15 protein-coding genes are annotated in these 22,391 nt (G+C 40.9%); 6 read left to right on the top strand and 9 right to left on the bottom strand.

The features are described 5' to 3' along the window. Nucleotides 1-51 precede the first annotated feature (51 nt). The 3 genes from LNTAR_RS20980 (at nucleotide 52) to LNTAR_RS20970 (ending at nucleotide 4,976) form a co-directional block, all read left to right on the top strand. Entirely contained in the window at nucleotides 52-822 is a 771-nt protein-coding gene (locus LNTAR_RS20980; RefSeq protein ID WP_007280772.1) for a hypothetical protein, read from the top strand. Nucleotides 823-1,360: 538 nt separating this feature from the next. Further along, nucleotides 1,361-3,241 carry a sulfatase-like hydrolase/transferase gene (locus tag LNTAR_RS20975; protein ID WP_007280771.1) on the top strand — a complete coding sequence of 627 codons (1,881 nt, stop codon included), beginning with the start codon at nucleotides 1,361-1,363 and terminating at the stop codon, nucleotides 3,239-3,241. Nucleotides 3,242-3,416: 175 nt separating this feature from the next. Then, nucleotides 3,417-4,976, top strand: coding sequence for a C1 family peptidase (locus LNTAR_RS20970; RefSeq protein WP_007280770.1), 1,560 nt, complete (start codon nucleotides 3,417-3,419; stop codon nucleotides 4,974-4,976). A 44-nt stretch (nucleotides 4,977-5,020) separates the two neighbouring features. Here the strand turns inward: LNTAR_RS20970 and LNTAR_RS20965 are convergent, their stop codons facing one another. The 4 genes from LNTAR_RS20965 to LNTAR_RS20950 form a co-directional block, all read right to left on the bottom strand. Beyond that, complete coding sequence (locus tag LNTAR_RS20965) at nucleotides 5,021-5,881, bottom strand: carboxylesterase family protein (protein ID WP_007280769.1); 861 nt, start codon at nucleotides 5,879-5,881, stop codon at nucleotides 5,021-5,023. 96 nt (nucleotides 5,882-5,977) lie between these two features. Further along, nucleotides 5,978-6,265: a hypothetical protein gene (locus LNTAR_RS20960; protein WP_007280768.1), complete on the bottom strand. Its 288-nt coding sequence runs from the start codon at nucleotides 6,263-6,265 to the stop codon at nucleotides 5,978-5,980. A gap of 70 nt (nucleotides 6,266-6,335) precedes the next feature. Beyond that, complete coding sequence (locus LNTAR_RS26200; RefSeq protein WP_007280767.1) at nucleotides 6,336-9,659, bottom strand: DUF7133 domain-containing protein; 3,324 nt, start codon at nucleotides 9,657-9,659, stop codon at nucleotides 6,336-6,338. 126 nt (nucleotides 9,660-9,785) lie between these two features. Further along, nucleotides 9,786-10,457: a 3-keto-disaccharide hydrolase gene (locus LNTAR_RS20950; RefSeq protein ID WP_007280766.1), complete on the bottom strand. Its 672-nt coding sequence runs from the start codon at nucleotides 10,455-10,457 to the stop codon at nucleotides 9,786-9,788. A gap of 290 nt (nucleotides 10,458-10,747) precedes the next feature. Between LNTAR_RS20950 and LNTAR_RS20945 the strand changes: the two genes are divergently transcribed. Beyond that, a complete protein-coding gene (locus LNTAR_RS20945; protein WP_007280765.1) occupies nucleotides 10,748-12,127 on the top strand; it encodes a metallophosphoesterase family protein in 1,380 nt (459 codons plus the stop codon). A 690-nt stretch (nucleotides 12,128-12,817) separates the two neighbouring features. On the opposite strand, the gene LNTAR_RS20940 is transcribed toward LNTAR_RS20945, so the two are convergent. The 4 genes from LNTAR_RS20940 to LNTAR_RS20925 form a co-directional block, all read right to left on the bottom strand. Continuing rightward, nucleotides 12,818-13,897, bottom strand: coding sequence for an IS110 family RNA-guided transposase (locus LNTAR_RS20940; protein ID WP_007280763.1), 1,080 nt, complete (start codon nucleotides 13,895-13,897; stop codon nucleotides 12,818-12,820). Between the two features lie 261 nt (nucleotides 13,898-14,158). After that, on the bottom strand, nucleotides 14,159-15,436 hold the full coding sequence (locus tag LNTAR_RS20935; protein WP_007280762.1) for a DUF1501 domain-containing protein: 1,278 nt from the start codon (nucleotides 15,434-15,436) through the stop codon (nucleotides 14,159-14,161). Nucleotides 15,437-15,442: 6 nt separating this feature from the next. After that, nucleotides 15,443-17,206 carry a DUF1549 domain-containing protein gene (locus LNTAR_RS20930; protein WP_274377968.1) on the bottom strand — a complete coding sequence of 588 codons (1,764 nt, stop codon included), beginning with the start codon at nucleotides 17,204-17,206 and terminating at the stop codon, nucleotides 15,443-15,445. Nucleotides 17,207-17,295: 89 nt separating this feature from the next. Next, a complete protein-coding gene (locus LNTAR_RS20925; RefSeq protein WP_007280760.1) occupies nucleotides 17,296-18,849 on the bottom strand; it encodes a sulfatase in 1,554 nt (517 codons plus the stop codon). Nucleotides 18,850-19,504: 655 nt separating this feature from the next. On the opposite strand from LNTAR_RS20925, the gene LNTAR_RS20920 reads away from it, so the two are divergent. Both LNTAR_RS20920 and LNTAR_RS20915 read left to right on the top strand, forming a co-directional pair. Continuing rightward, nucleotides 19,505-20,098 (top strand): type IV toxin-antitoxin system AbiEi family antitoxin domain-containing protein, encoded by a 594-nt coding sequence (locus tag LNTAR_RS20920; protein ID WP_007280759.1) that lies wholly within the window; start codon nucleotides 19,505-19,507, stop codon nucleotides 20,096-20,098. After that, complete coding sequence (locus LNTAR_RS20915; RefSeq protein ID WP_007280758.1) at nucleotides 20,098-20,937, top strand: nucleotidyl transferase AbiEii/AbiGii toxin family protein; 840 nt, start codon at nucleotides 20,098-20,100, stop codon at nucleotides 20,935-20,937. Before LNTAR_RS20920 ends, LNTAR_RS20915 begins: the two co-directional genes overlap by 1 nt. Before the next feature lie 174 nt (nucleotides 20,938-21,111). On the opposite strand, the gene LNTAR_RS20910 is transcribed toward LNTAR_RS20915, so the two are convergent. Beyond that, nucleotides 21,112-22,391: glycoside hydrolase family 99 protein (locus LNTAR_RS20910; RefSeq protein WP_007280757.1), on the bottom strand; the 1,280-nt coding region annotated here is incomplete at its 5' end.

Below are 22,391 nucleotides of genomic sequence, written 5' to 3'. Positions count from 1 at the left end.
CACTAACAAAAAATAAACACTAACAAAAAATAGACTCTAAGAGATAATTAAATGAATACAGTCCACAACTTGATACGTATAAGTATTATCATTCTAGCCATGACGATTTTGACTGGGTGTGCCACCAGTCCTCGAACTCACTTTACCAACCTCCAGAACGACTTCTTCGATATAAGTAGGGTGAATGTTGCAGGCGGACCTATTGGCTTTGGTGCTAACATAAAAGCTACCAAACTTTTAGAACTGCAATATGATGACTATGACGCCTACCGATTGGGATGGGTAGGTAGGGGCATCGGTGTATGGCATGAAAGTTCATCGGGTGGAACTGTCTCAACACATAAGTTTCCTCTGCCATACGAAGATGAACATAATTTCAGTGCCAGTTTTAAGTTCGGTGGAGTTAATTTGCTTGAAAGTATAGACTACACTGAGCGTGGTAGAAGGTCAGGAGATAGTTTTATGAAACCGGCAGATGAATTTCGACTAGCTGTTTATCTTGGCTTCGTTGGGGCAGATATCGGTTTGCGACCGCTGGAAGCTGTTGATTTTATTTGCAGTCTCTTAAGCCTAGGCTGGGTGGATATTTTAAAGGATGATCAAAAAAAGTTAATGTCGTTAGAGTCTGACGCAATTGAAGCCATCCAAGAAGTACTCAAGGAAATGTTCACAGATGAAGAGATGGTCGAAAACGCAGATGCTATCCAAAAAATACTCAAGGATGTAGTTAATGAAGATAAATGTTACAGTGAACTTGATGAAATGAAAAAAGCTTTGAAAGAAGCTTTTAAGGAATTGAAGAACAACAAGGTACAAAATTAGGTGCAATAAGCTTGTGGAGTAAACTGAGGTTGCTGAGTCTTTGAACAAAAAAGATCAGGCGACAAAATGAGGGGTTTTAAACGGCAACCCCTCAAGTAAAAGGACTTGATCTTGGGACGCAGTCGAACCAGGAGTGGTGCATCCGTCTAGCCAAGAAAAGCATTGTTGCGGAGTCCGCAATAGGGTGCCGATTAACAATCAACACTCCCAGTATTTTCCAAAAAATAATAAGTTAATTTATTAGAATCTGCCTCAGAACTTTCTGTGTTATTTAGTGATTTTTAGTGCTTTAAGTTTTTGAGATTTATTAAACCACCAAAGAGCACGGAAAAGCACAAAAATTGATCTTGTTTGTGAAAAAAACATCTGTGTTAATCTGAGTTTATCTGTGTTAGAACATAATGTTTGATGAAAAAGGCTTATTAACAATAAACAAAGGTAAACTGCGAAAGCGGACCTAAACTTTTAAGCTCATTAAGTGAATTAAACTGGTATAAAATCTTTGTTAATAATTTTTCACAAAATGAAGGACTAATGAATGAACAAATTCTACAGTGTATTTTTATTGCTATTTGGCATGATCACGATGGGAGACACTCGGCCGAATATCCTATGGTTGACGAGTGAGGATAATAGTGCCAGATGGCTCGGCTGCTATGGTAATAAATTTGCCATTACACCAAATTTAGATAAACTAGCCAGTGAAGGCTTTCTCTATGAAAAATGTTTTGCCAATGCCCCTGTTTGTGCGCCGTCCCGGAGTACGTGGATAACGGGGATTCATGCCATATCAATGGGCACTCACCCCATGCGCAGTCGTTATGAAATCCCCCACGATAAAATAAAATACTACGTGGATTATCTTAAAGAAGCGGGTTATTACACAACAAATTGCACCAAGACAGATTACAATATTGGCGGGCGTGATGACAAAGAATGTTGGGATGATCCCAAGTCAAAGTTTGCTTGGCGTAATCGCCCGGAAGGCAAACCCTTTTTTACGGTGATCAATACTACATCGAGTCATGAGAGCAGGGCTTTTAAGGCTGATATTAATAAAACTAATCACGACCCTGCCAATGTTGAACTCCGGAAGTATCATCCTGATTTACCGGATATTCGCAAAAACTATGCTCTTTATCACGATTGTATTAAAACAATGGATAGTGATATCGGGGCCGCATTAAAAGCCCTGGAAGAAGATGGCCTAGCCGATGATACAATTGTGATCTATTGCTCTGATCATGGTGGTGTGATGCCACGCAGTAAACGATTCCTCTATGAAAGCGGTATTCACACGCCACTCATTATTCGCATACCTGAGAAATTCAAACATTTGTGGCCGGCAGATAAGCCGGGATCTAGACTTAATGATTTAGTAAGTTTTATCGATATGCCCAAAACGTGGTTGAGTTTAGCCGATGCCAAAATTCCTGCTGAGATGCAAGGAAAGATCTTTTTGGGTGAGCAAAAAGAGCAGCGTAAACTTCATTTTAGTTTTCGAGGACGCATGGATGAACGAGTCGATAATGTACGTGCTGTACACGATGGCCAATTTCTCTACGTGAAAAATTATATGCCCTTTAGTCCTGTCGGTCAAAAAATACATTACTTATGGAATATGCCTGCCAGTCAAGCTTGGGAAGCTCACTATAAAGCTAACAAAACCGATCCAATTAGTAGCCGTTTCTTTGAGACAAGAGGCTATGTAGAAGAGCTCTATGATTCTAGCAATGATCCCGATAATGTAAACAACATTATTAATAGCCCTGAACACGCAAGCATAGTCAATAAAATGCGTGCGGGGCTTAAAGACTGGCAAGTAAATATTTACGATTCAGGGATTTTGCCTGAGGGAGAAGTTGTTAAGCGAGCAGCGGATAACAACATGACTATTTACGAAATGGTGCGCGAGCCAAAACTTTATGATTTGAGTGCTTATATAACTGCGGCTGATATTGCCTTAGCATCATCGAGTGAGAACTTAGACAAATTAATAGAATACTTAAACCACAGTGATTCAGGTGTACGTTATTGGGGAGCAGGCGGTTTACAAATCTTGGGGAAAGATGCGCAATCCGCAAAAGCTCAGCTCAAACAAGCCTTAAAAGACGATTCACATAGTGTACGCGCTATGTCAGCATGGGCTTTAATTAAAATGGGCGATAAAGAAGAGGCTTATAAATGCTTAGAAGAATTAGTGAATAATGACTCTTATGCCGTTCTTTTGGCACTGAGTGTTATTGATTGGATGGGAGATGACGCTAAGCCAATGTTAGAGAATATCGTCAATGCGACTTTCGCAGAGAAGTACCGTCCCGGTTTATTGAATCATGTGCTTAAGAAACATGGTTTACAAGCACCTAAAAAGGACCGCTCGAAAACTAATGGGAAGAAGAATAAGAAAAAAAAGAAATAGTTTAAGGTCTTGATAAACTCTAATTAAGCTTGGCGTAAAAGTTTAAGTTGCTCAAATGCCTAACACTTAAGTTTATCTGTATTAGATCATCTTTGCTTATTTATAATAAACAAAGGTGAACTGCGAAAGCTTATCTAATTTTTCTGCTGACTAAATCAAATGTGAGAATGTAAATATGAAATTATTTGAAACTTCAGTACTTATATCTGTCTTGATTATGCCCTTTGCTGACGCTAAAAATTCTGAGCTTCAGCAAGAAAATCAGCCAGTGAAAATCAATGAAAATATATTTAAAGAAGCCCGTGAACTTCCGTACTTTCGTCTACCCTGGATGGAGGAAAAATATGATCGTTGGAGTCAGAGTAAAGTTGCGCGTACAGCACTCACAAAGCAGCAGCTGAAAGCCTTGCCCTCAAGAGTTGATAACAGCGAAAATAAAGCCTGGCAGGGAATAGGGGATCAAGGTAGAACGAACTCATGTTCACAGGAAGGCACAGTTGCCGGCATGCTCTCCTACGAGATCAATGCATATCGAAATAGAGATGGTAGAAAAGCAGAAAATAGCCTGCCCAGCCACTTCTCATGGAATTTTTTCAATAAAGCCAAAAATGGTGGCGCCGAAATGATTCACGGTCTCGAAACCGCCTACACCATTGGTATCCCATCACAAAAATTGTATGGAGGTCGTTATAATGACCTAGTTGGGCACTGGCCAAATGGCTATGGAATCTGGCATGATGCCATGAAAAACCGCATTGCCGCTTATGACTTTGTTAAAGTGACGACGCCTGAAAAGCTGCAGTTTGCCAAAGCCTGGATACATAATCATGCCGGCTGGTTCAAGAGTCGTGGAGGCGGAATGTTAACTATTGATGCTACAGGTCTTGGGGATGAGAAAATCAAGCAGATCCCTAAAAGATCGCATGAGGCCGGCAAACATATTTGGACTGATTGGGGTTCTAAATACGGTGGCCATGTGATGTGTGTTGTAGGTTACGACGATGAGGTCGGCTATGACGTCAATAATGATGGCAAGATCACTAATGACCTAGATATCAATAATGATGGGGAAGTCACTATAGCTGATTACGAACGCGGAGCATTTATCGTGGCGAATAGTTGGGGCAAGAACTGGGCCGACGAGGGTAAAGTTTATGTTCTTTACCGCTGCCTAATGAGTCGCAGCTCTTTTTGGGATCGTGGACCTTTTATGGCATACGCCGTGCCGTCTAATAGGCAGCCAAGGGCGACAATTCGATTTAAAGCACTTCACAATAAGCGCGATAACATTCAGTTGGGTTTGAGCCTTATTGATAGAAATAATAATAAGCGCTATGAAATGAACACGCATGCCATGTTTCAAAATTCCGGTGCAGTTCCATTAGGTGGTCCCGGCGAAGAAAATAAAGATTTTGAGTGGGGCATCGACCTGACTCGACTCGTTGAACAGTCCGGAAATAACTTTGAACAAGTTCTCAAAGATCTTCAGGTGGGGAAAGCAAAGCTTGAGATCCATTTTACCGAACGTAAAAAAGACGCGGATAAAAAGCCTAAGAAAAAGAAAAACAAGAAAAAGAAAGATAAGAAAAGAAGCCCTCCAATAGAGGTGAAGGGGCAACTTAAAGAAGTCGAATTAATGTTTTGGAATAAATCAGGTACAATGCTTGGCAAGAAAAATCTCTTATTCAAAGAAAAAACACTTACTGAGTCAGTTGAAATTAGCTACCCTAATTAACTAAAGGGCTTGTATCACTTAGGAAGGAATACCAATCTATGAATTTATTGCGTTTGCACTTGGGGCTTAGCAAGCTTTTTTCTGTTGTATCGATCAAAGAAGTCATAGACTTCTGAAATCATCTCAGGGTTCCGGGTAATAGTGCGGAAGTGGCCTCCCCCTTTGATTTCTTTATAGTGCACATCCATCTTTAAAGATTTCATCTCGTCAACCCAACGGCGTACGGTTCGAACTGGAACTAGAAAATCCATATTTCCGGTCGTGACGTATACCGGCAAGTGTTTGGCATTCTCAAGCTTAGTTGACTGTTTTTGAAATGCGGGGGCGAGGCAGGCTAAGCCAGACCAAGTATTGGGATAAGCAGAAGCTAGGTATAAAGCACCACCGCCGCCCATGGAATGTCCCATTAAAAAGATGCGGTCGGAATCAATAGACAGATCTTTTTGCACAATTTTTAAAACGTTTATCACATCCATCTCGCTTAACTCACCAAGGTTCTCAGGGTCGCCCGCTTTCCCAAAAGCAAAGCCCTCCTTGCCTTTTCCCCGACTGCCATACCAACCACGGTCATTGTATCCGAAAGGAGCTGCAATGACATAGCCGCGTTTTTCAGCCTCAGAGATGATGCCACTGTAATTGATAATTTGCTTGGGGTTACTGCGAAGTCCATGGAGTAATATTATTAATGGAGCAGGTTTTGAAGAGTCGTAATTCTTTGGGATATAAAGAACATAATTTTGATCCTTGTTAGCTTCTTTGAAAAAATATGAGCGACTTAAAATTTTTCCTTTGGTCAATTCTTCGCTGTGCTGAGCCTGATCAAAATCTTTTTTGATTTGTGCACCTAGCTTGGAATTACAGGCAAGTAACAACAAGGGTAGTGCAAGGACTAATAAATTTTTCATTTTAACTCTTTTGGCTTTTATAGATATTAACATTTAAAGCCCCCAGATCTAGGACCTGAGGGCTTTAAATGTGTGTCAAAATATTTAAAAGACTAATTAGATGTTGTTATCATCTTTTTTACCTTTCTTATCTTTCTTTTTCTTGTCTTTCTTTTTCTTGTCTTTTTTACCTTTCTTTTCGCCTGCAGCGTACTCTTCTTCACTTAGAGCACCATCGGCGTCGGCATCCAATTTTTTAAAGTTCTTTTTGAGCTTTTTATCGTCGCCAGCATACTCAGAGATAGAAAGTTTACCGTCCTGGTCGGCATCTTTGTCTGCAAAAGTTTCGGCTACAGCTGATAAGCTGAAGAGTAAGAATGCGAATAGAGCAATAGTGAATTTCATGTTTTACCTTATGTTTGTGTTAAGAGATTTTTTTATGGGCTAGTTAGCTAATAGAGAATTAATTTCGTTTTTACATTGAGGACATAAGGTCAATTTCGCGTATCGCCCAGATCGTGTCGCCCTTAACGGTACTAATGATTTTTACGAATTTGACTTCAGATTTTTCGAATTTAGCAATACTCAAACCTCTTTTGCCTTTGAACTTTCCGACACTTGACCACTGCTGACCATCGGTGGAAAGCTGAACTTCAAATTCAGCAGGGTAGTCATTGGCATTCATTTTCAATCCTTTAATTCCCTGTGCGGAAGGTAGTTCAATTTGAACGTAGAAGCCTTTTTCAATAACTTTCATGCTAGTCCAGCGACCTTTGGTCTTGTTGTCATTAATCCTTTTAAGGGCGTTTTTGTCATTATTTACACTGGCTGTGATAAGCCATTTCTTTTTGTTATTGAGCAAAGCAGGGTAGCGCTCATATAATGTGTCAATAGTGAACATTTCTTTGTACTTTTTAAGATCTTTACGAACAGTCTGAATTTCTTTGGTGGACACAATTGAAGCTTTGTTATTCCAACTATGACGAATGAAACTGAGAACCTCAGCTATGTACTCATCTGAGTTGTTACTAAGCGGCATCATAACGCCATAGTCCTTGCCATCGATAGGGCCTTTTAGTCCGTTTAATGTAATGGCCGTGAGGCGGCTTACATCACCAGTTACTCGGGGAGAGCCCACCAGTGGTGCACCTAAAAGAATGTCTCCGGCTTTCATACCCATGCCATCCTTGCCATGACAATTTTGGCAGAGAGCTTTGTAATGAACAGCACCTTTCTCAATCATTTTTGCGTTGGCCGCAGAAAGTGCGTTGCGAGCGAGCTTTTTCTCTGCTTCTTCTTTGGCCTGCTGAATGTGGAATTGCTCCATACGAGCTAAACCATAATGTTTGTCGCGGTGTGTGTCGTATAAAGTTTTAAGTAGGTCTGATTGACCAAGTTTTCTAAGAGAGTTCTTAATTTGAACAAGAACCTGACTGTTTGTTTCAGTTTTAATGGGTAGTAAGCTTTGTAAGGTAGATTGATCTTTTCTCAGGAAAGGTTCTGAGAGGCGAATAGCCGCTTCACGAACTAGTGGGCTTGAGTCTTTTACAGCTTTTTTGAGGATTTCGAAATCAGTTTTTCCGAGACCATCAATTGTCCACAGGGCATGAAGTCGTGCCAATTCAGAGTTTGAATTTACAGCCATATCCTGAAGGTCTTTGAGTACAGACAGATCTTTTCGCACAATAATGAGCTTTTGAGCTTTAAGTCTCCACCAAGCATTTTCGTGACTGAGGTGAGCGAGAAGCTGCTTACCGCTTTCATTGAGCATATTGGGCTTTCCGAAGCTTTTTTGACCATCTTTAGTCACGCGGTAAAGGCGACCGCGACCAATGTTTTTATCTAGTTCATAAACTTCGTTAATGCGATAGATAAACATGCCGGGACGGGCATAGGCCGCCTGCTGGATAATACCACGATACATATCGACAATATAGAGGTTGCCATCTGGACCAGTCGCCAAGTTGACCGGGCGGAAATTTGGATCAGAGGAGCGAATGAATTCTTTTTTTGGGTGAGCATTATGCATAATGCGCATGCCACCTTTCTTTTCGATTTTTGCGCGACGAATGAGGCGGCCAACGGGTTCGGCCAGGAAGAAATCATGTTTTAAATCGCTGTGTACACCACCGCGGTAGTATTCGGCACCAGAAGTTGCGGAAAAATGATTTAAGGTATTGTCTTCGCGAACGCGTTTAAGACCACCTTGTGAATCGGGAACATCGTCGATTGGCCAAAGCTCATAAAATTCCTTTGGTTTTTCACCTTCAAGTTCCATGCCGCCGTAAACGTGAGGCTGCTGGAAATGCATAGTGGCTTTTTCATTGCCGGCAATCGCGGAAATGATTTGCCCACTTTCAGTCTGAGAAATGCCAAATTGCGAACCTACGCCAGCTTTGTAGTCGAGTTCAGCAATTTTCCCATCTTTATAGCTGTAACTTAAGGCATAAGTAGCGTTGATAGTGTTGTCAATATTCCACATGAAGCCCTGGGGTTGGTGCTCCATATTACCACCCTGAGGTCCACCTTTATAGAAGAGCTCTTTTTTATCGGCAATGCCATCGCCATCGGTATCTTCGTAGGAATAAAGAGTCGTAGTATCTGTTTCACCAATGATGACCTTGCCATCAAGACAGAGTAACTTACGCGGTAGAATGAGGTCTTTGGCAAAAACAGTTTTTTTATCGTAAACGCCGTCCCAATTGGTGTCCACAAGTTTGATAACCGAACAGACGGGATCTTTTTCACCTGTTGCAGCCATATCCTGCATATAGGTTTCCATTTGTGCCACATAGAGATTGCCATTGCCATCCCAGGTAACGTGAACGGGCTCATTAAGGAAATTATCTCCGGCACTAAGCTGGATTTTATAACCATCCTGAATTTCGAAGGTTTTCATTGATTCTTCTTCAGTCAATGGCAGAGCTTTATTGCGATGAGGTGAACGGGGTTTTTGGGCGATGGGACTAAAGTCACCCTCTAGATCACCGAGAGTCATTTGAATGCCGCTGAGTAAATGCTGTAAAAAGTCCTTGTTGTACCAGGTTTCATCATTAAAACCGAGGGATGTGTAAAAGACATGTCCTTTGCCAACTTCTTTTACCCAGCTCACCGGAACATCGGCTAACTTGGAGTAAGTACCCGTTGTGAGGCGATCGCCAAAGTCTAGGGCAAGGAGGATACGCATTTTTGAGCGATCAAAATTTTTGAGAGCGTAAATGCGGTCTTTGATTTTAAAGAGAGGCTCGAGGTGTTTAGTACTGACAGAATTTGGTGCTTCGTTGACAATGCTCCAGGTGCCATTTTCGTCCCAGGGGTACTTTTGACTGATGGCGCCAATCAGTGTGTTATATTCAGCCGATTGACTTTCTATGGCCTGGTCAGTAGCAATCAGTTTGCCACCTTCATTGATGTACTTAAGGAAAGCCGTTTTAAGGCTTTTGTTTTGGAAAATGGAATCCGCCATTTTTTGACTGAGAAAAACACCGTCATACTGTTTGAGGGTATTTAAATCAAGTTTGGCGATATCAGAGTTGACTTCGACTTTAAAAGCAGAACTTTGCTCGCCGAGTTGCTGCAGGGCGTAGTGACTAAGCGTAGTTTTGCCACTTGTGGAAAGTGCTAAGAGCTTACGTTCTGATTTTGCTTTTACGGCTTCGCTTGATTGACTCGCTTCAATTACTTTATTTTTAGTATCCTGATCGAGTGCAAATGTGCTAAGGGAAAGGCTTAAGCTAGTGAAGAGTAAAAACTTATTTAAGGGTTTTTGAAAGTGATATTTATAATTTCTGTTTTGCATGTGAAGCCTGTGCTAAATTAATCTTACTAGCTAATAAGGGTTCTCGGAAAGATATTATGCTCTATGAGCTAAAAAGCTTTGAGTTTTTAGCGCACAGTAAATTGAGTTGCTCTATGACTCGCTGTATTACTGAGCAGAGCTAAGCTCTTTGACTTTGATATTTTTCCATGCAACCTGGAAGGGGCCAGTGCCTTTTTTAATTCCATGAACCTGGAGGGCAATGAAGCCACTTGGGTTGGATTGTTGGCGCTTAGCGGGAACAGTAGTGGTAACAATTTTGTTGCCGTTAAGCCAGGTGGTAATTTGATTGCCTTTGGCAAGAACGCGGAAATGATTCCATTCACCATCTTTGAAAAATTGATGAGCCTTTTTGTCTTCTTTTGGCGTGAGCCATGTTTTCCATGCCTGACCATAGATGTAGCCAGACTGATTTTTTTCAAAATTTCGGCCAGTTACCTCCACTTGAGGACCGTATACAGCAGGATGTTTTTGTTTGCCATCGGGCTCTTGCAAACGCGAACGAATTTGTACACCTGAGTTGAGCTTATTATCAATGAGTTTGGTTTCAAATTCTAGTTCAAAATCGCCATAATTATTGTTTGAGCAGAGGAAAGTTGTGCCCATGCCATCCTTAGCCGTTCCGATAATAGCACCATCCTCAACACGGAAAGAGCCTTCTTTTGTTTTCTCTGTCCAGCCATCGAGATTCTTACCATTGAATAATTCGACCCAATTATTGTTGTCGGAGGCCATAAGGTTCGTGATGAGAGATAAGCAAATAATAAATAGTAATTTCATAGATGGTTCCTTCGTTTTTATAAGTCTCTTTTTAGTAGCTGGATTTAATTGCTGATTACGCAATAAATTTAACTTAATTTTGTTCTTATTAAGGTAATAGTGATTAAAGGTGAATTATTACGCAAGATATGTGGATACTTATGTAAATATCGATGAAGTGAATGAGTAAGACTCATAAAAACTAAGCTGACAAACGTGTTATTTTCAACTAATTTATTTTAAATACGTAATAAAGTAGCTAAGTATTTTATACTCTTAGTAGAGTAAGAATTAAATTTAATGAGGTATTTATGTTTCGTCCTTTTTTGTCATTTTTGACTTTGGGTTTACTAACATCTATTAACGCAGGTACAACTAGTGATTTTCAGGTAAATGTTAAAACGGAAAAGAAGCCCTGGTCACATTTAGAGTTTCGTAATGATCCCGACAACTTCCAGTTTGCAATAGTTTCTGACAGAACCGGCAGCGTACGACCAGGAGTTTTTCCGACGGCTTTGAAAAAGTTGAATTTACTTGAACCAGAATTTGTCATTACCGTGGGGGATTTGATTTCGGGCAATCGCCATACAAAAAAAGAATCTGACCTGCACGATATGTGGGATGAAATGGAGGGCTTTGTCTCGCACTTGGATATGCCTTTTTTTTACTTGGCAGGTAATCACGATAATGGTTCTCCAATGATGCAAAAGGTCTGGAAGGAGCGCTTTGGAGTTGAGCGTTATCACTTTGTCTATAAAAATGTATTATTCATGTGCATGAATGCTCAGGATGATGCTTCTTTTGCCGCTATCATCAAAAAAGATCAGCAGGAATGGGCTAAAAAGGTTTTGGCTGACCATCCCGACGTTCGCTGGACATTTGTCTTTATTCATCAACCCGTATGGAAGTATGACGAAGGGACTCCACTCGATGAAGGTGGTTGGTCAAAAGAACCTCAAGAAACGGGCTGGGCGGTAATTGAGGAAGCATTAAAAGGGCGCAAGCACACGGCATTTGCAGGTCACGTCCACCAATACATCCGCTATAAACAAGAAGCTCCCCAAACGAATTATTATTCATTGGCAACCACTGGTGGTGGTAGTCGTTACCGTGGAGCGGATTTTGGTGAGTTTGATCATGCCATGTGGGTGACGATGACTGATGATGGCCCCAAATTAGCGAATTTAGTTATTGATGGCATTATTCCCGAGGATGTGAATACGCCAGCTCAAGAGCTCTTTCGTGCGTATGTAAATCACACGGCTAAAGTTCTTTCCCTTGATCCTTATAAGATTCAAATTGATCTAGAGTTTGATAATAAAATGGATAAGAATTTTAGTGGTCATTTGGATTGGAGTAGCAAAAATTTTGGATGGACAGCTGATATGTTTCATGAGCATGTGAATGTGACCAAGGGTGAGCTTTATAAAAAGTCAGTTGTTTTAACTTATACGGGTAAACCAGAGAATGTCTTACCTTACCCAGCTTTAGAAGTTCGGGCTAAAGATGAAGATAATGTAGTTTATCCAGCACAGGCAAAAGTCGGGGTTACAGAAATACTGCCTTATTTTAAGAAGCATAAAATGGAGTTGAATCCCGCACTGAAAAAAGCTTTAAATAAACATGATAAGCGCGTTCAACAAGCGGCACGAGCTGCGGCTCGCAAAAAGAAAGAAGCGACACAAAAATAATTAAGCAGTGCTCCAGTAAATAAATTGGTTTTCCATAAAACAGGGCAATGCCGCTAGTCGCCTGGTCAAGGATTGTCAAATCCTTGAAGGGAGAGTTCGAGAGGGACAGCGTCCTTCTCGTATGGGGCGCATCATGGCTGTGGGTAATCGTGATAAATTATATCATCCATTAAAAATGCCAGAGAAAACTCATGGTGAAACCATGCAATATTAAATAGCCTTGAATGAAATCCAAGATGACCATGAAGAACTATACGATGATGAATTTAATGATGTAGATGAATTATGGTGAAACCATTTAACTTTAAATAGCCTTGGATGAAATCCAAGGTGCATAAGATTTAATAAAATGCACCATGCCTTCCATGAGAAGGCGATTACAAGTTACGGTTTACATTAAAGTTATATTATTCAGATAATTGAGAAAATCAGTTTTCAAATGTCGATAAAATTTTGTCTTGCTTCCATTCGCACTCATTTTATGGACCGCCAAGTCCGGTGCATGATTGTATCCTATCTGATGCTGCTATCTTTAGGACGAACTATTTTATTACAACCTTGGCGTGGTTATTGTTCTAGGCATGGCCCGCAGTCATCGAATAAGACATTTGTTAAACTCTTTTCTTTTAAATTCATTCCTTAATTTGGTTCAAAATAAATGGAGGGGAGGTTGGCTGGATTGGTGGATAATTAAGAAGCTTTTCTTAAAGCTTGTTTGTGTAATGGAATATAATCTCCCCCACTGACCCATAAGTGATGCATTAATATCGCAAGTTTCCTCGCGATGGCAACAACAGCCTTTTTCTTGGCAATTCGTCCTCCACTACTAGCAATCCTACGACCATAATTTTTAAGATCAGAAGCAGGTGAACGGTCACTTAAAATAAACTGAGCAGAACCAACTAATAAAGCCCTTAAATAACGATCTCCTTGCTTTGTGATGCTTAATTGTTTGTCGATCTCTCCCGATTGATCTCTTTTGGGAGTTAACCCAAGAAAAGCTCCAATATCTCTACTCTTTTGAAAGCGTTTAGGGTCATCAATAGTTAATACATAAGTTAAGGCCGTAACTGGACCGACACCTGGTAGTTCCTGAAGTTTTATAGCTTCAGGGCATGACTCTTCACTAAGCATATAAATCCGATCATCCAATCCCTCAATACGGTTTGTTAAATCTTTAGATTCTTCCAAGAGTTCTCCTAAAGTCGATATCAAGTCATCAGGAATATGTGCAAGCATTCGTTCACCAAAACGATTTGATGCACAACTGGGTAAATCTGTTACACCAAAGCTCTTTAGTATGCCACGTACACAATTTATACACCTCGTGCGAGCCCCAATAAAATGCTCACGTACACGAATTACTGATAACATTTTTTGAGCAGATAGGCTTCGGTGCTCAATGCCATGTAAAAGTTTAGGATCCATTCGAGCTACACGAGCTATTTTCTCTGCATCTTTTTCATCACATTTATTTGTGTCCCCCCAAATCATCCGCAGTTTTCGTGCATTGGCGACAATAACCTTAAAGCCCATTTCCTTGAGAATCGAAGAAACCCACATTGAACAAGCGCCTACTTCCAAAGCTATTCGAATACTTGAACGATTCTTATATTGTTCAAAATACTCATGTAAAGCTTCGATATGATTATCAATTTGTATTTGTTCGACAACTTCTCCCATTGAATTAAGAACACAAAGGTCGTGTTTTTTGTTCCCAAGATCAATTCCGATTGTGATTTCAGGAACAGTGATAGTAATTTTAGACATGGTAGTTCTCCGTTAGTTTGTTGTGGTAACTTAATTAACGTCAGGCAAGGTCTGCTAGCAAGTGGACTTTGCCGAGGGCTGCCTTCTCATACTATCTCTAGGTATGGAACTAAGCAGGCTGTTTAAGTCGTGTACCTAAAAGCACACAATTTTTGATACTCATACAAAAACCCACATTTCATGTGGGGCTAATTAAAGTTACATCGCTTTGCGATGAGGATTTTCGCTATCCACTTGTTAAGGGACTATCGTAAATGTTTCTTAAGCCTTTTTAAAGAGCTGAGTCAGTGGTTTACCTTTGTCTCCAACTGTAAAAGGACGTCCATCGGTATTCGTGACGACGTGTTTTAGGTTTAAGCCGACCGCGTTTGCGATGGTCGCATTAAAGTCAGAAACTCTAACTTTTCCGGAGACGACTTTTTCACCCAATTCATCTGTTTTACCATACTTCTGACCTCCGATTATGCCGCCCCCGGCAAGGAAACTACTGTAAGCGATAGGGTAGTGATTGCGTCCCGCACGATCATTGAGCGCAGGGTTACGACCAAACTCGGTATTGACAACGACTAGAGTTGATTCGAGAAGACCTCGATCTTCGAGGTCGGCAATAAGGGCTGCCACACCTTGGTCGAGGCTGTTTGCGTACTCATCAAATTCATCGTAAATACCATAATGAAAGTCCCAGCCTTTATGGGCTAAGGAGATAAAGCGAACGCCTTTTTCAACTAAACGTCGAGCGAGGATGCAACTTTGTCCAAACTCTTCATCGCCGTATGTTTCAAAAGTGGATCTTTTTTCTTTCTTTATATCGAAAACTTCTAAATCCTTACTATGCATTAGTTTTATGGCATCGTAGTAAGATTGTTTGTAATCATCTATGAGTTTATGTTTGTGCTTCTGGGCAAATCCTGCATTAATAGAGTTCATTAAACCGAGACGACGATGAAAGAGGTCTTGATTGACATCTCTGGGTAGTTTAATATTTTTGAGACCCTGTTGAGGATTGCCTACCGGTAAAGCGGCGTATTTACTCCCCATAAAACCAGAGCCCAAACTACTACTGCGGCCAATTTTAACGAAGGGAGGGATCTCCCCTGATGTTCTGGGAGCCATGCGTGCGATCCAGGCACCTAAATCGGGATGTAAAGTTGTACCGCGCTGCTCATAGCCTGTGTTGAGTAGGTAATTGGCTTCTTTGTGGGCCCCCTGTGTATTGCTCATGGAATTGATGATCGCACAATGATGCATTTGCTTGGCGAGTTTTGGAAAGTATCTGCCGATGCGAATTCCATCTGCTGAAGTTTTTATGGGTTCAGAAGCGCGCATGGCATCTTTGTTAGCCTCTTTTATATCAAAGGAGTCTACATGGCTGAGGCCACCGTCAACATGAATATAAATAACAGATTTTACAGTGGCTTTACTTTGGTCAAAAGTTTCTGATTCAGCTTGCACTGTAGATGGCAGGAGGCTGAGCCCCGCAGCGGAAGTAAGACTACTTTGCAATAATTTTCTTCTGGTAAATTGAGTTTTCTTATTCATTGCATCTTACCTTTTTAGTTTAAACTCAAGTGAGTTGAGCAGAGCCCAATAAAAGTCATCAATTGTGAAACCATTGTCGATTGCTTGCTTAAACACATTTAAGTCATGTTCATTTGGCTTACGTGAGAGTAGAGATAGGTATATAAGCTCGAGTTGTTCTTCTTTATCAGATTTTTGCTGGATTAAGTCATAGGTCGAAATTTTATTAAAACTAAATTGATCGTCATTCAATAGTGCCAATGCCTGGGGGATATTGGCTTCTTTTTTGGAGTCGTCAGTGACTTCACGTGACGATTGGCCAAAGATGTGAAGCATCGAGCCGCTATCAGCTGGAGATCTACCTTCTGAGGCACGAACTAACTTTTTTCTTTTACTGTAACGACCAAAGTTTTGATTTGGCTCAAGTTTTTTTTCTATTTTTTTGATCTCGAATTTACTGTTTTTCATATACTCAGCTTTCTCAGCGACAGATTTACTCGCTAGATTTTCGTAAATATAATGAGCGATAACTTTGTCTGGCACGCTAAGTCCCTCATCGGGGGTTTTTGTACGGATAGTGATGAGTGAATCCCATATTTGCTCAGCACTCAGGCGAGTCATGATGGGCCCACTAAAAAGGTAGTCTTCTGGCACTTGGTCGTGACTCTGGCGTTGATAGATACGACTCTTATAAATGATTTTCATAAACATTTTTTGATCGTATTTAAGACCTTGCATGATTTTGATAAGGTACTTAGTCAGAGCGGGGTTTTTACCAAATTCTTCGGGAGTTATATCTAGGTTTTCACCAATGAGTGGGGCGCCCATAATGCGATGCCAGAGGCGATTGACGATGGTCTTTGTGAACATTGGGTTTTCAGTCGATACGATCCATTTCGCAAAGTGTTTTCGAGAATTGACTTGTGTCGTGGTGTTCTTTTTATCAAACTTAAATTTGTAGGCGCGCGCATTTGCACCATTACTGGGGTCGTAATTGATTTTCACCTTGGGAGAAAAAGGGACGCCTGCGTGCACGAGCTCATTAGGCTTGCCATCATCGTAATCGTAGTCAGATGGAAGTTTGATTTTACCTGCGCCGCTGTTGTAAGTGCCAAAAAAGAGTGGACGCAATGGGGTGTCGTTCACTTTGCCTTTTTTAGACTTGCTGGATGATGAATTATTGAGATGGTTTTGGATTTTTGCCACGGTATGCATATCAACATTTTTGGCGTTCGTTTCTGTGCCATGGGTGAAGGCCGCAATTTTGTAGAAATCCATTTGGGTCCAGTCATTGTAGGGGTGATCATGGCATTGAGCGCAAACCATGCTGGTGGCAAGAAAGACCTGCATAGTGCTGGCCACATTATCTAAGGGCATTCTATAATCGCGCAAGTAATAACCTGCTGCACCATTGCCAGGCTTATAAAGCGGGCCCTCAGCTGAAACTAATTCATAAACAAACTGATTGTAGGGTTTGTTGTCGGCGATGCTTTTTTTAATCCAATGGAGGTAGGGGCCACCATCAGATTTCTTCATCCAAGTTGTGGCCCTGAGAGTATCTACCCAGTAATTGTAAAAATGACTAACATAGGCGGGAGAGTCCATGAGTTTGTCAATGAGGTCCGAGCGACGGGTTTTGGCGGGCATTTTCATGAATTGCTGATATTCCCAATATGTGGGGATTCGACCGGCAATATCTAGATAAATTCTACGTACAAAAGTTTCGTCATCCAGGGCGGGCATGGGTTTTTTGTTTTTAGCTTTCAGACCTTGGACGACATATTTATCGATTGTATAAGCAATTTTTGTTTGCGTTTGCTTAGGAATAGCAAAGGCCGGACTTACAAAAAGCCCGACTAAAAGACAAATGGCAAGTTGTTTCAGGACTCCACCTCTTGCTTTGCTGTTTTGCTTTTTTCATTTTTCTTTTCAGTTTTTCTACTTTTTTTAACTGTTTCCTGATCAAATTTCCCCATGGTAGATAAAGGTGGAAAAAGCTTATCTACATTGACGGGCTCAACAGCTTCAGCAAGCGCAGTATTGGGTTTAGGTAAATAAGCCTTGGAGCTTTCCAAGTACTCATCGAGATTTTTTTGAAGTTCCTGGACTTTTTCAGGCATTTGAGAAGCGAGGTTAACTTCTTCTGAGATATCATTTTTGAGTTTGAATAAATAAGGCTGATCAGGGATTTCGTAGAATCGGAAGAGTTTGAAGTCACCCTTAATGATCATGGATTGAGGTGTGTTATTTCTGTAGTGCGGGTAGTGAAAATATAGCGCTCTGTTAGCAGGAAAAGAAGTGCTTTCATCTTGGGTAAGCAGGGGAGCAATACTCTCGCCATCAACGTTTGGCATATCTTCGGTATTGCCGCCAGCAAGTTCATAGATAGTTGGGAGCATATCGTAACCAATGATGTTTTCACTGCAGCGACTTTTTGCTTCAATGCCTGGCCCCATGATCATAAACGGAACGCGAATGCCTCCTTCCCAAAGCGACCATTTACTGCCTCTAAGAATGCGTTTGTCGTGTAGTAAGCCTTTACCGTTATCAGAAGTGAAAATGACGTAAGTATTGTCTAGGATATTGAGTTCTTTGAGTTTGTCGATGATCATCCCAATCGATGTATCCATATCGGTTACAGCGGCACCGTGAGTGATAACTTCTTTTTTGAATTTTTTGTCTTTAATCTTCTTAATAGCAGGGTCATTTTCGTAAGAAGCTAAAGTTTCTGGTAAGCTCATTTGAGCTGAATGCTCTGCGTAGTGAGAAACTTGTATAAAGAAAGGCTTTTCTTTATTAGTTTGTTTTTCAATAAATTTTATAGAGTTTTTGGTAATGCTAAAGATCCGTTTAGGATCATTGGGATCTGTGATGTTTTTAGGAGAACCCTCGTCATTGCTCGTTTCACCAGAGCTGACATCGTAACCATGTTTTTCCGGACCACCACCATAGATATGCCATTTACCTATGTGTGCAGTAGCGTAGCCTTGATTCTTGAGGTAAGTTCCAATAGTTGGGTACTTGGTGTTAATATTTCCTAGTGGAGTGGGTTCAATGAGCAGGCACTTTTCATTTTTTTTGCTGAGGGGATACTCAACTTCTTTTGGAGACTTTTCTCCAAAACCACCATTGCCACTGAAAAGTGTTTTTGCAGGGCTGACGCCACTTTGAATCGAAGATCGAGAAGGGGCACACATTCCCGCAGCTGCATAGGCATTTGAAAAAGTCATACCATTTTCTGCGATACTCGCAATATTCGGCGTTCGCCTATAAGTCATTTTTGATGCACTTTCACCTTCCATTTGCTCAACGGAAGTACCAAACCAAGGCATGTCATCAACTAAAATAAATATGAAGTTTGGTTTATCCTGAGCGATGAGAAAAGTTGAGCCCAAGATTAAATGAGTGAATAAAAATTTTAAAACTTTGTTCATGTTTACCCTGCAAATTCATTATGTCCGATATTGCTATATAATACAGCCTGAGTGTTTATTACGGTATTTTTGAAAAAAATTAAATAATGATTTTTTAGAGTGTGAAAATAGCCTGTGGTTTTAAAGAAACTTTTGTAAAAGTGGCGCCGAAGGTATGGTATAGGGATTTATATCGTCACAGTGGGGCTCAATTTGAATGCGGTCGGCATGATATAGGTTTCTATACCGTCCCCTTGGAACTCGGGTTGAATGCCGAAGGCATGCCATAACTTAGCCCAATGGCGTCAGTCGTGAGGTATAATTGCTCAACATTACATTCATGTCGCCGGAGGCGGCAAATGTAATAAGCATCGGGGTTTAGCCCGGAGGTAGGTAAAAATCCTCGATCGTCGAAGACGGCCAATATGTATACAAGTATGCCTCTTCGAGGACTACCTTATCACATTCGCTCCCTGTTTGATATAGTGGTCAACTTCTCCAGCTACTTTGGCAATTTTTAATTATTGATTTTCAATAATTATTCTTCGCACTTAATTTAGGTAAATACTGGTCGGTTTTATAAGATATAATGCCATGGTATCAGAAATAACTTGTTATAATTAAAACTATATATATAATTAAATATAGTAATTAATATAACTATGATCATCAATCAATGAAGCAAGAACAAGCACTAGAATTTCTCCGATCAAACAATGGAGTTCATAGAACACGTGATATCCTTAATGCTGGGATTGCACCTAAAACTCTTTATAGACTAAGGGACCGAGGTCAGGTTTACTCCCTTTCTCGTGGCCTCTATCGGATTAATGAAGAAGGCATGGATGCTCACTCTACTTACGTAGAACTTGCTCATAAGATCCCTAAAGCGGTTTTCTGCCTCATATCAGCTCTTCACTTTCATGAAATAGGTACTCAACTACCTTACGACCATTGGATATCACTACCTCAAGGAGTCAAAGAAGCTAAACTTGATGAATACGATATCCAGTATATTCACCCAAATAAAGAACTTTATCAATTGGGAATTGAAGAGCACGATATTTCAGGTGCTACTATCAAAGTTTACAGCCCTACTAAAACAGTGGTAGACTGTTTCAAACATCGAAATAAAGTCGGTATCGATGTTGCCTTGGAAGCCCTAAGAGAAGCTATACAACTGAAAAAAACATCACGTAAAGAACTTATTGAACTTGCCACTAAATGTCGTATGAGAAATATAATGATGCCCTATATCGAGTCGCTGTAATGAGTAAGGCCGCATCAGTTCAACAGCTTTTACGCAATCAAGCTAAGGCTCAGGGGATCAACCCAAACATCCTTCAGGTCCGTTATTCCTTAGAACGCTTTCTTTATCGACTTGGTTTAAGTGAGCATAAAAATCGAATCACTTTAAAAGGAGCTATGCTTTTTATCTTGTGGAGTGATAAATCTTTTCGACCAACCAAAGATGCTGATTTCCTGATCACAGGAGATATTTCTCCTAACAATATTCAACAAGTTATCATCGACATTTGTAGTACCAAAGTAGAGCAAGGTGATGCTATGGAATACGATGCTGAAAGTATCAAAATTATCCCCATTAAAGAAAGCCAAGAGTATCAAGGGCTTCGAGTAACTCTCAAGTCTAAACTTGGACATATACCTATACCTATGCAGCTTGATATGGGAACGGGCGACATCGTAACACCCCCTGCGACAGAAGCCGACTTCAAAGTCCTTATAGATACTCTTCCAGCTCCTAGACTTAAGGTATATAATCGTGAAACTGTAATAGCTGAGAAACTACAAGCTATGGTTTTATTGGACTTGGCGAATAGTAGAATGAAGGACTTCTACGATGTCTGGATCATCTGTACCCAATTTGGTTTTGATGAAGAGATACTTAAAGAGGCTATTGTATCTACTTTTAAGCGACGTGGCACAGACTATCCTTCTGAAGGCATTAGTTCACTCACTGAATACTTCTACGATGACCCTTCTATTAAAATTCGATGGAAAGCTTTTACTAAAAAGTTAAAGCTTGACCTTAGTTTAGAACAAGTATGTATTGATATCAAGGGGTACTTGGAGGCTATTCTTAAGTGACAAAGGCCGTACTATACCGTCCCCTTGGGACTCGGGTTGAATGCCGAAGGCATGCCATAACTTAGCCCAAGGGCGTCAGCCTTGGGTATAATTGAACAACATTACATTCATGTCGCCGGAGGCGGCAAATGTAATAAGCTCCGGGGTTCAGCCCGGAGTTATGAATAAAAAACCTTAAGGCCTTAAAGGACTGGGGATTTTGAGAGGGGGAGTCGATTTGGAATTGAGCATTTTTCTGATTTCACCGCAGAGCTTCAGGTAGTGATCACTGGGTAAGCCTTCGTAATCGATGAAATTACTTTTTCCCACTGGGGGATTATTGGTACATTTCATGATGGCAGTGGCTTCATCAACTTCATCAAACATGGCGACGTAAAGCATCTTGGCTCCGGCTTTTTTGTATTCTGATGCCTGAGTCCACATGAATTGACCTTTGAGGCGGGGGATGTGGTTAAGTTTGGCATCTTGACCTTTTGTTCGCATGAGGTTTTGCCAACTGAAGCCGGGGAAGATCACAGGGTAGTGCTCGAGATTTCTTTCAGCGCACCATTTGACATCGGGTTTAATGACCTGCTGAGCATGCTCTGTGGCTTGTTTAGGAGTCCTGTAACGACCGGGTGTCCATGGACTGATAATATCGGCTTTGGCCAAGACTTCGTGAAGGCGAGAGTTTTTTAAGGCATCTCGAGTTTCTTCTCTCCAAAAACTAGGGGTTCCGACTATGACTGTATTGCCACCATAAACCGGATCATTTTTTAGAAAATCAATGAGCTCTTCGGTTTCTTTTAGGGAGTATTTCCGGTCATTATCAAAGCCAATGCCCCAAACAGAAATGACCGGCTTGCCTTTGTGATGCAGGTAACTGGGGTCTTCAGTTATTTTCACTTTATCTTTTAGAGCCACCCAATCTGGAATTAAGTGTTTTTTGATATCGCCCGCTTTAAAGCCTGTAAGGTCATACATCATTGCCCAGGTTCTTCCGTGTTTATTGGCGGCACTTTGTACATGATGAGTTATTACGTTGCGTCTCTTGTACAAATCCGGACGTTTTAGGTTGACGCCAAAGCGTTGAAGAAAGACGCCGTTAATTTTATAATCTTTCATCCAGCCAAAATGGCGGTCGACAGTTTTGCCATTGTAAGAGCTAAATAAATAAGCTGTGGAACCATCGGCATGTTTAAAGGGAGTAGGGTACTTTTCATCTTTATCCATCTCGCTCATGTCAGGCCATAAATCGATGGTTATGGAGCCGGGCTTCAGCTCCTTGCCAGCTTTGTAATGTGTCCAGTCACTCCCTGAGCCATCACCTTTTGCGGTAAACCAACCCTGATAGCCACACATGATTTTTCCATGAAGACCTTGATTGTCAATCTTGCTGTTCTTAAAGCCTCGATACGGGCTCATACTTTTGCGGATAGCAAGCAATTCTTCAAGTTCAGATTTGAGCTTGTTTA

This window comes from Lentisphaera araneosa HTCC2155, from assembly GCF_000170755.1.
GTDB lineage: Bacteria > Verrucomicrobiota > Lentisphaeria > Lentisphaerales > Lentisphaeraceae > Lentisphaera > Lentisphaera araneosa.
This window is presented reverse-complemented; position numbering and strand designations above follow the sequence as displayed.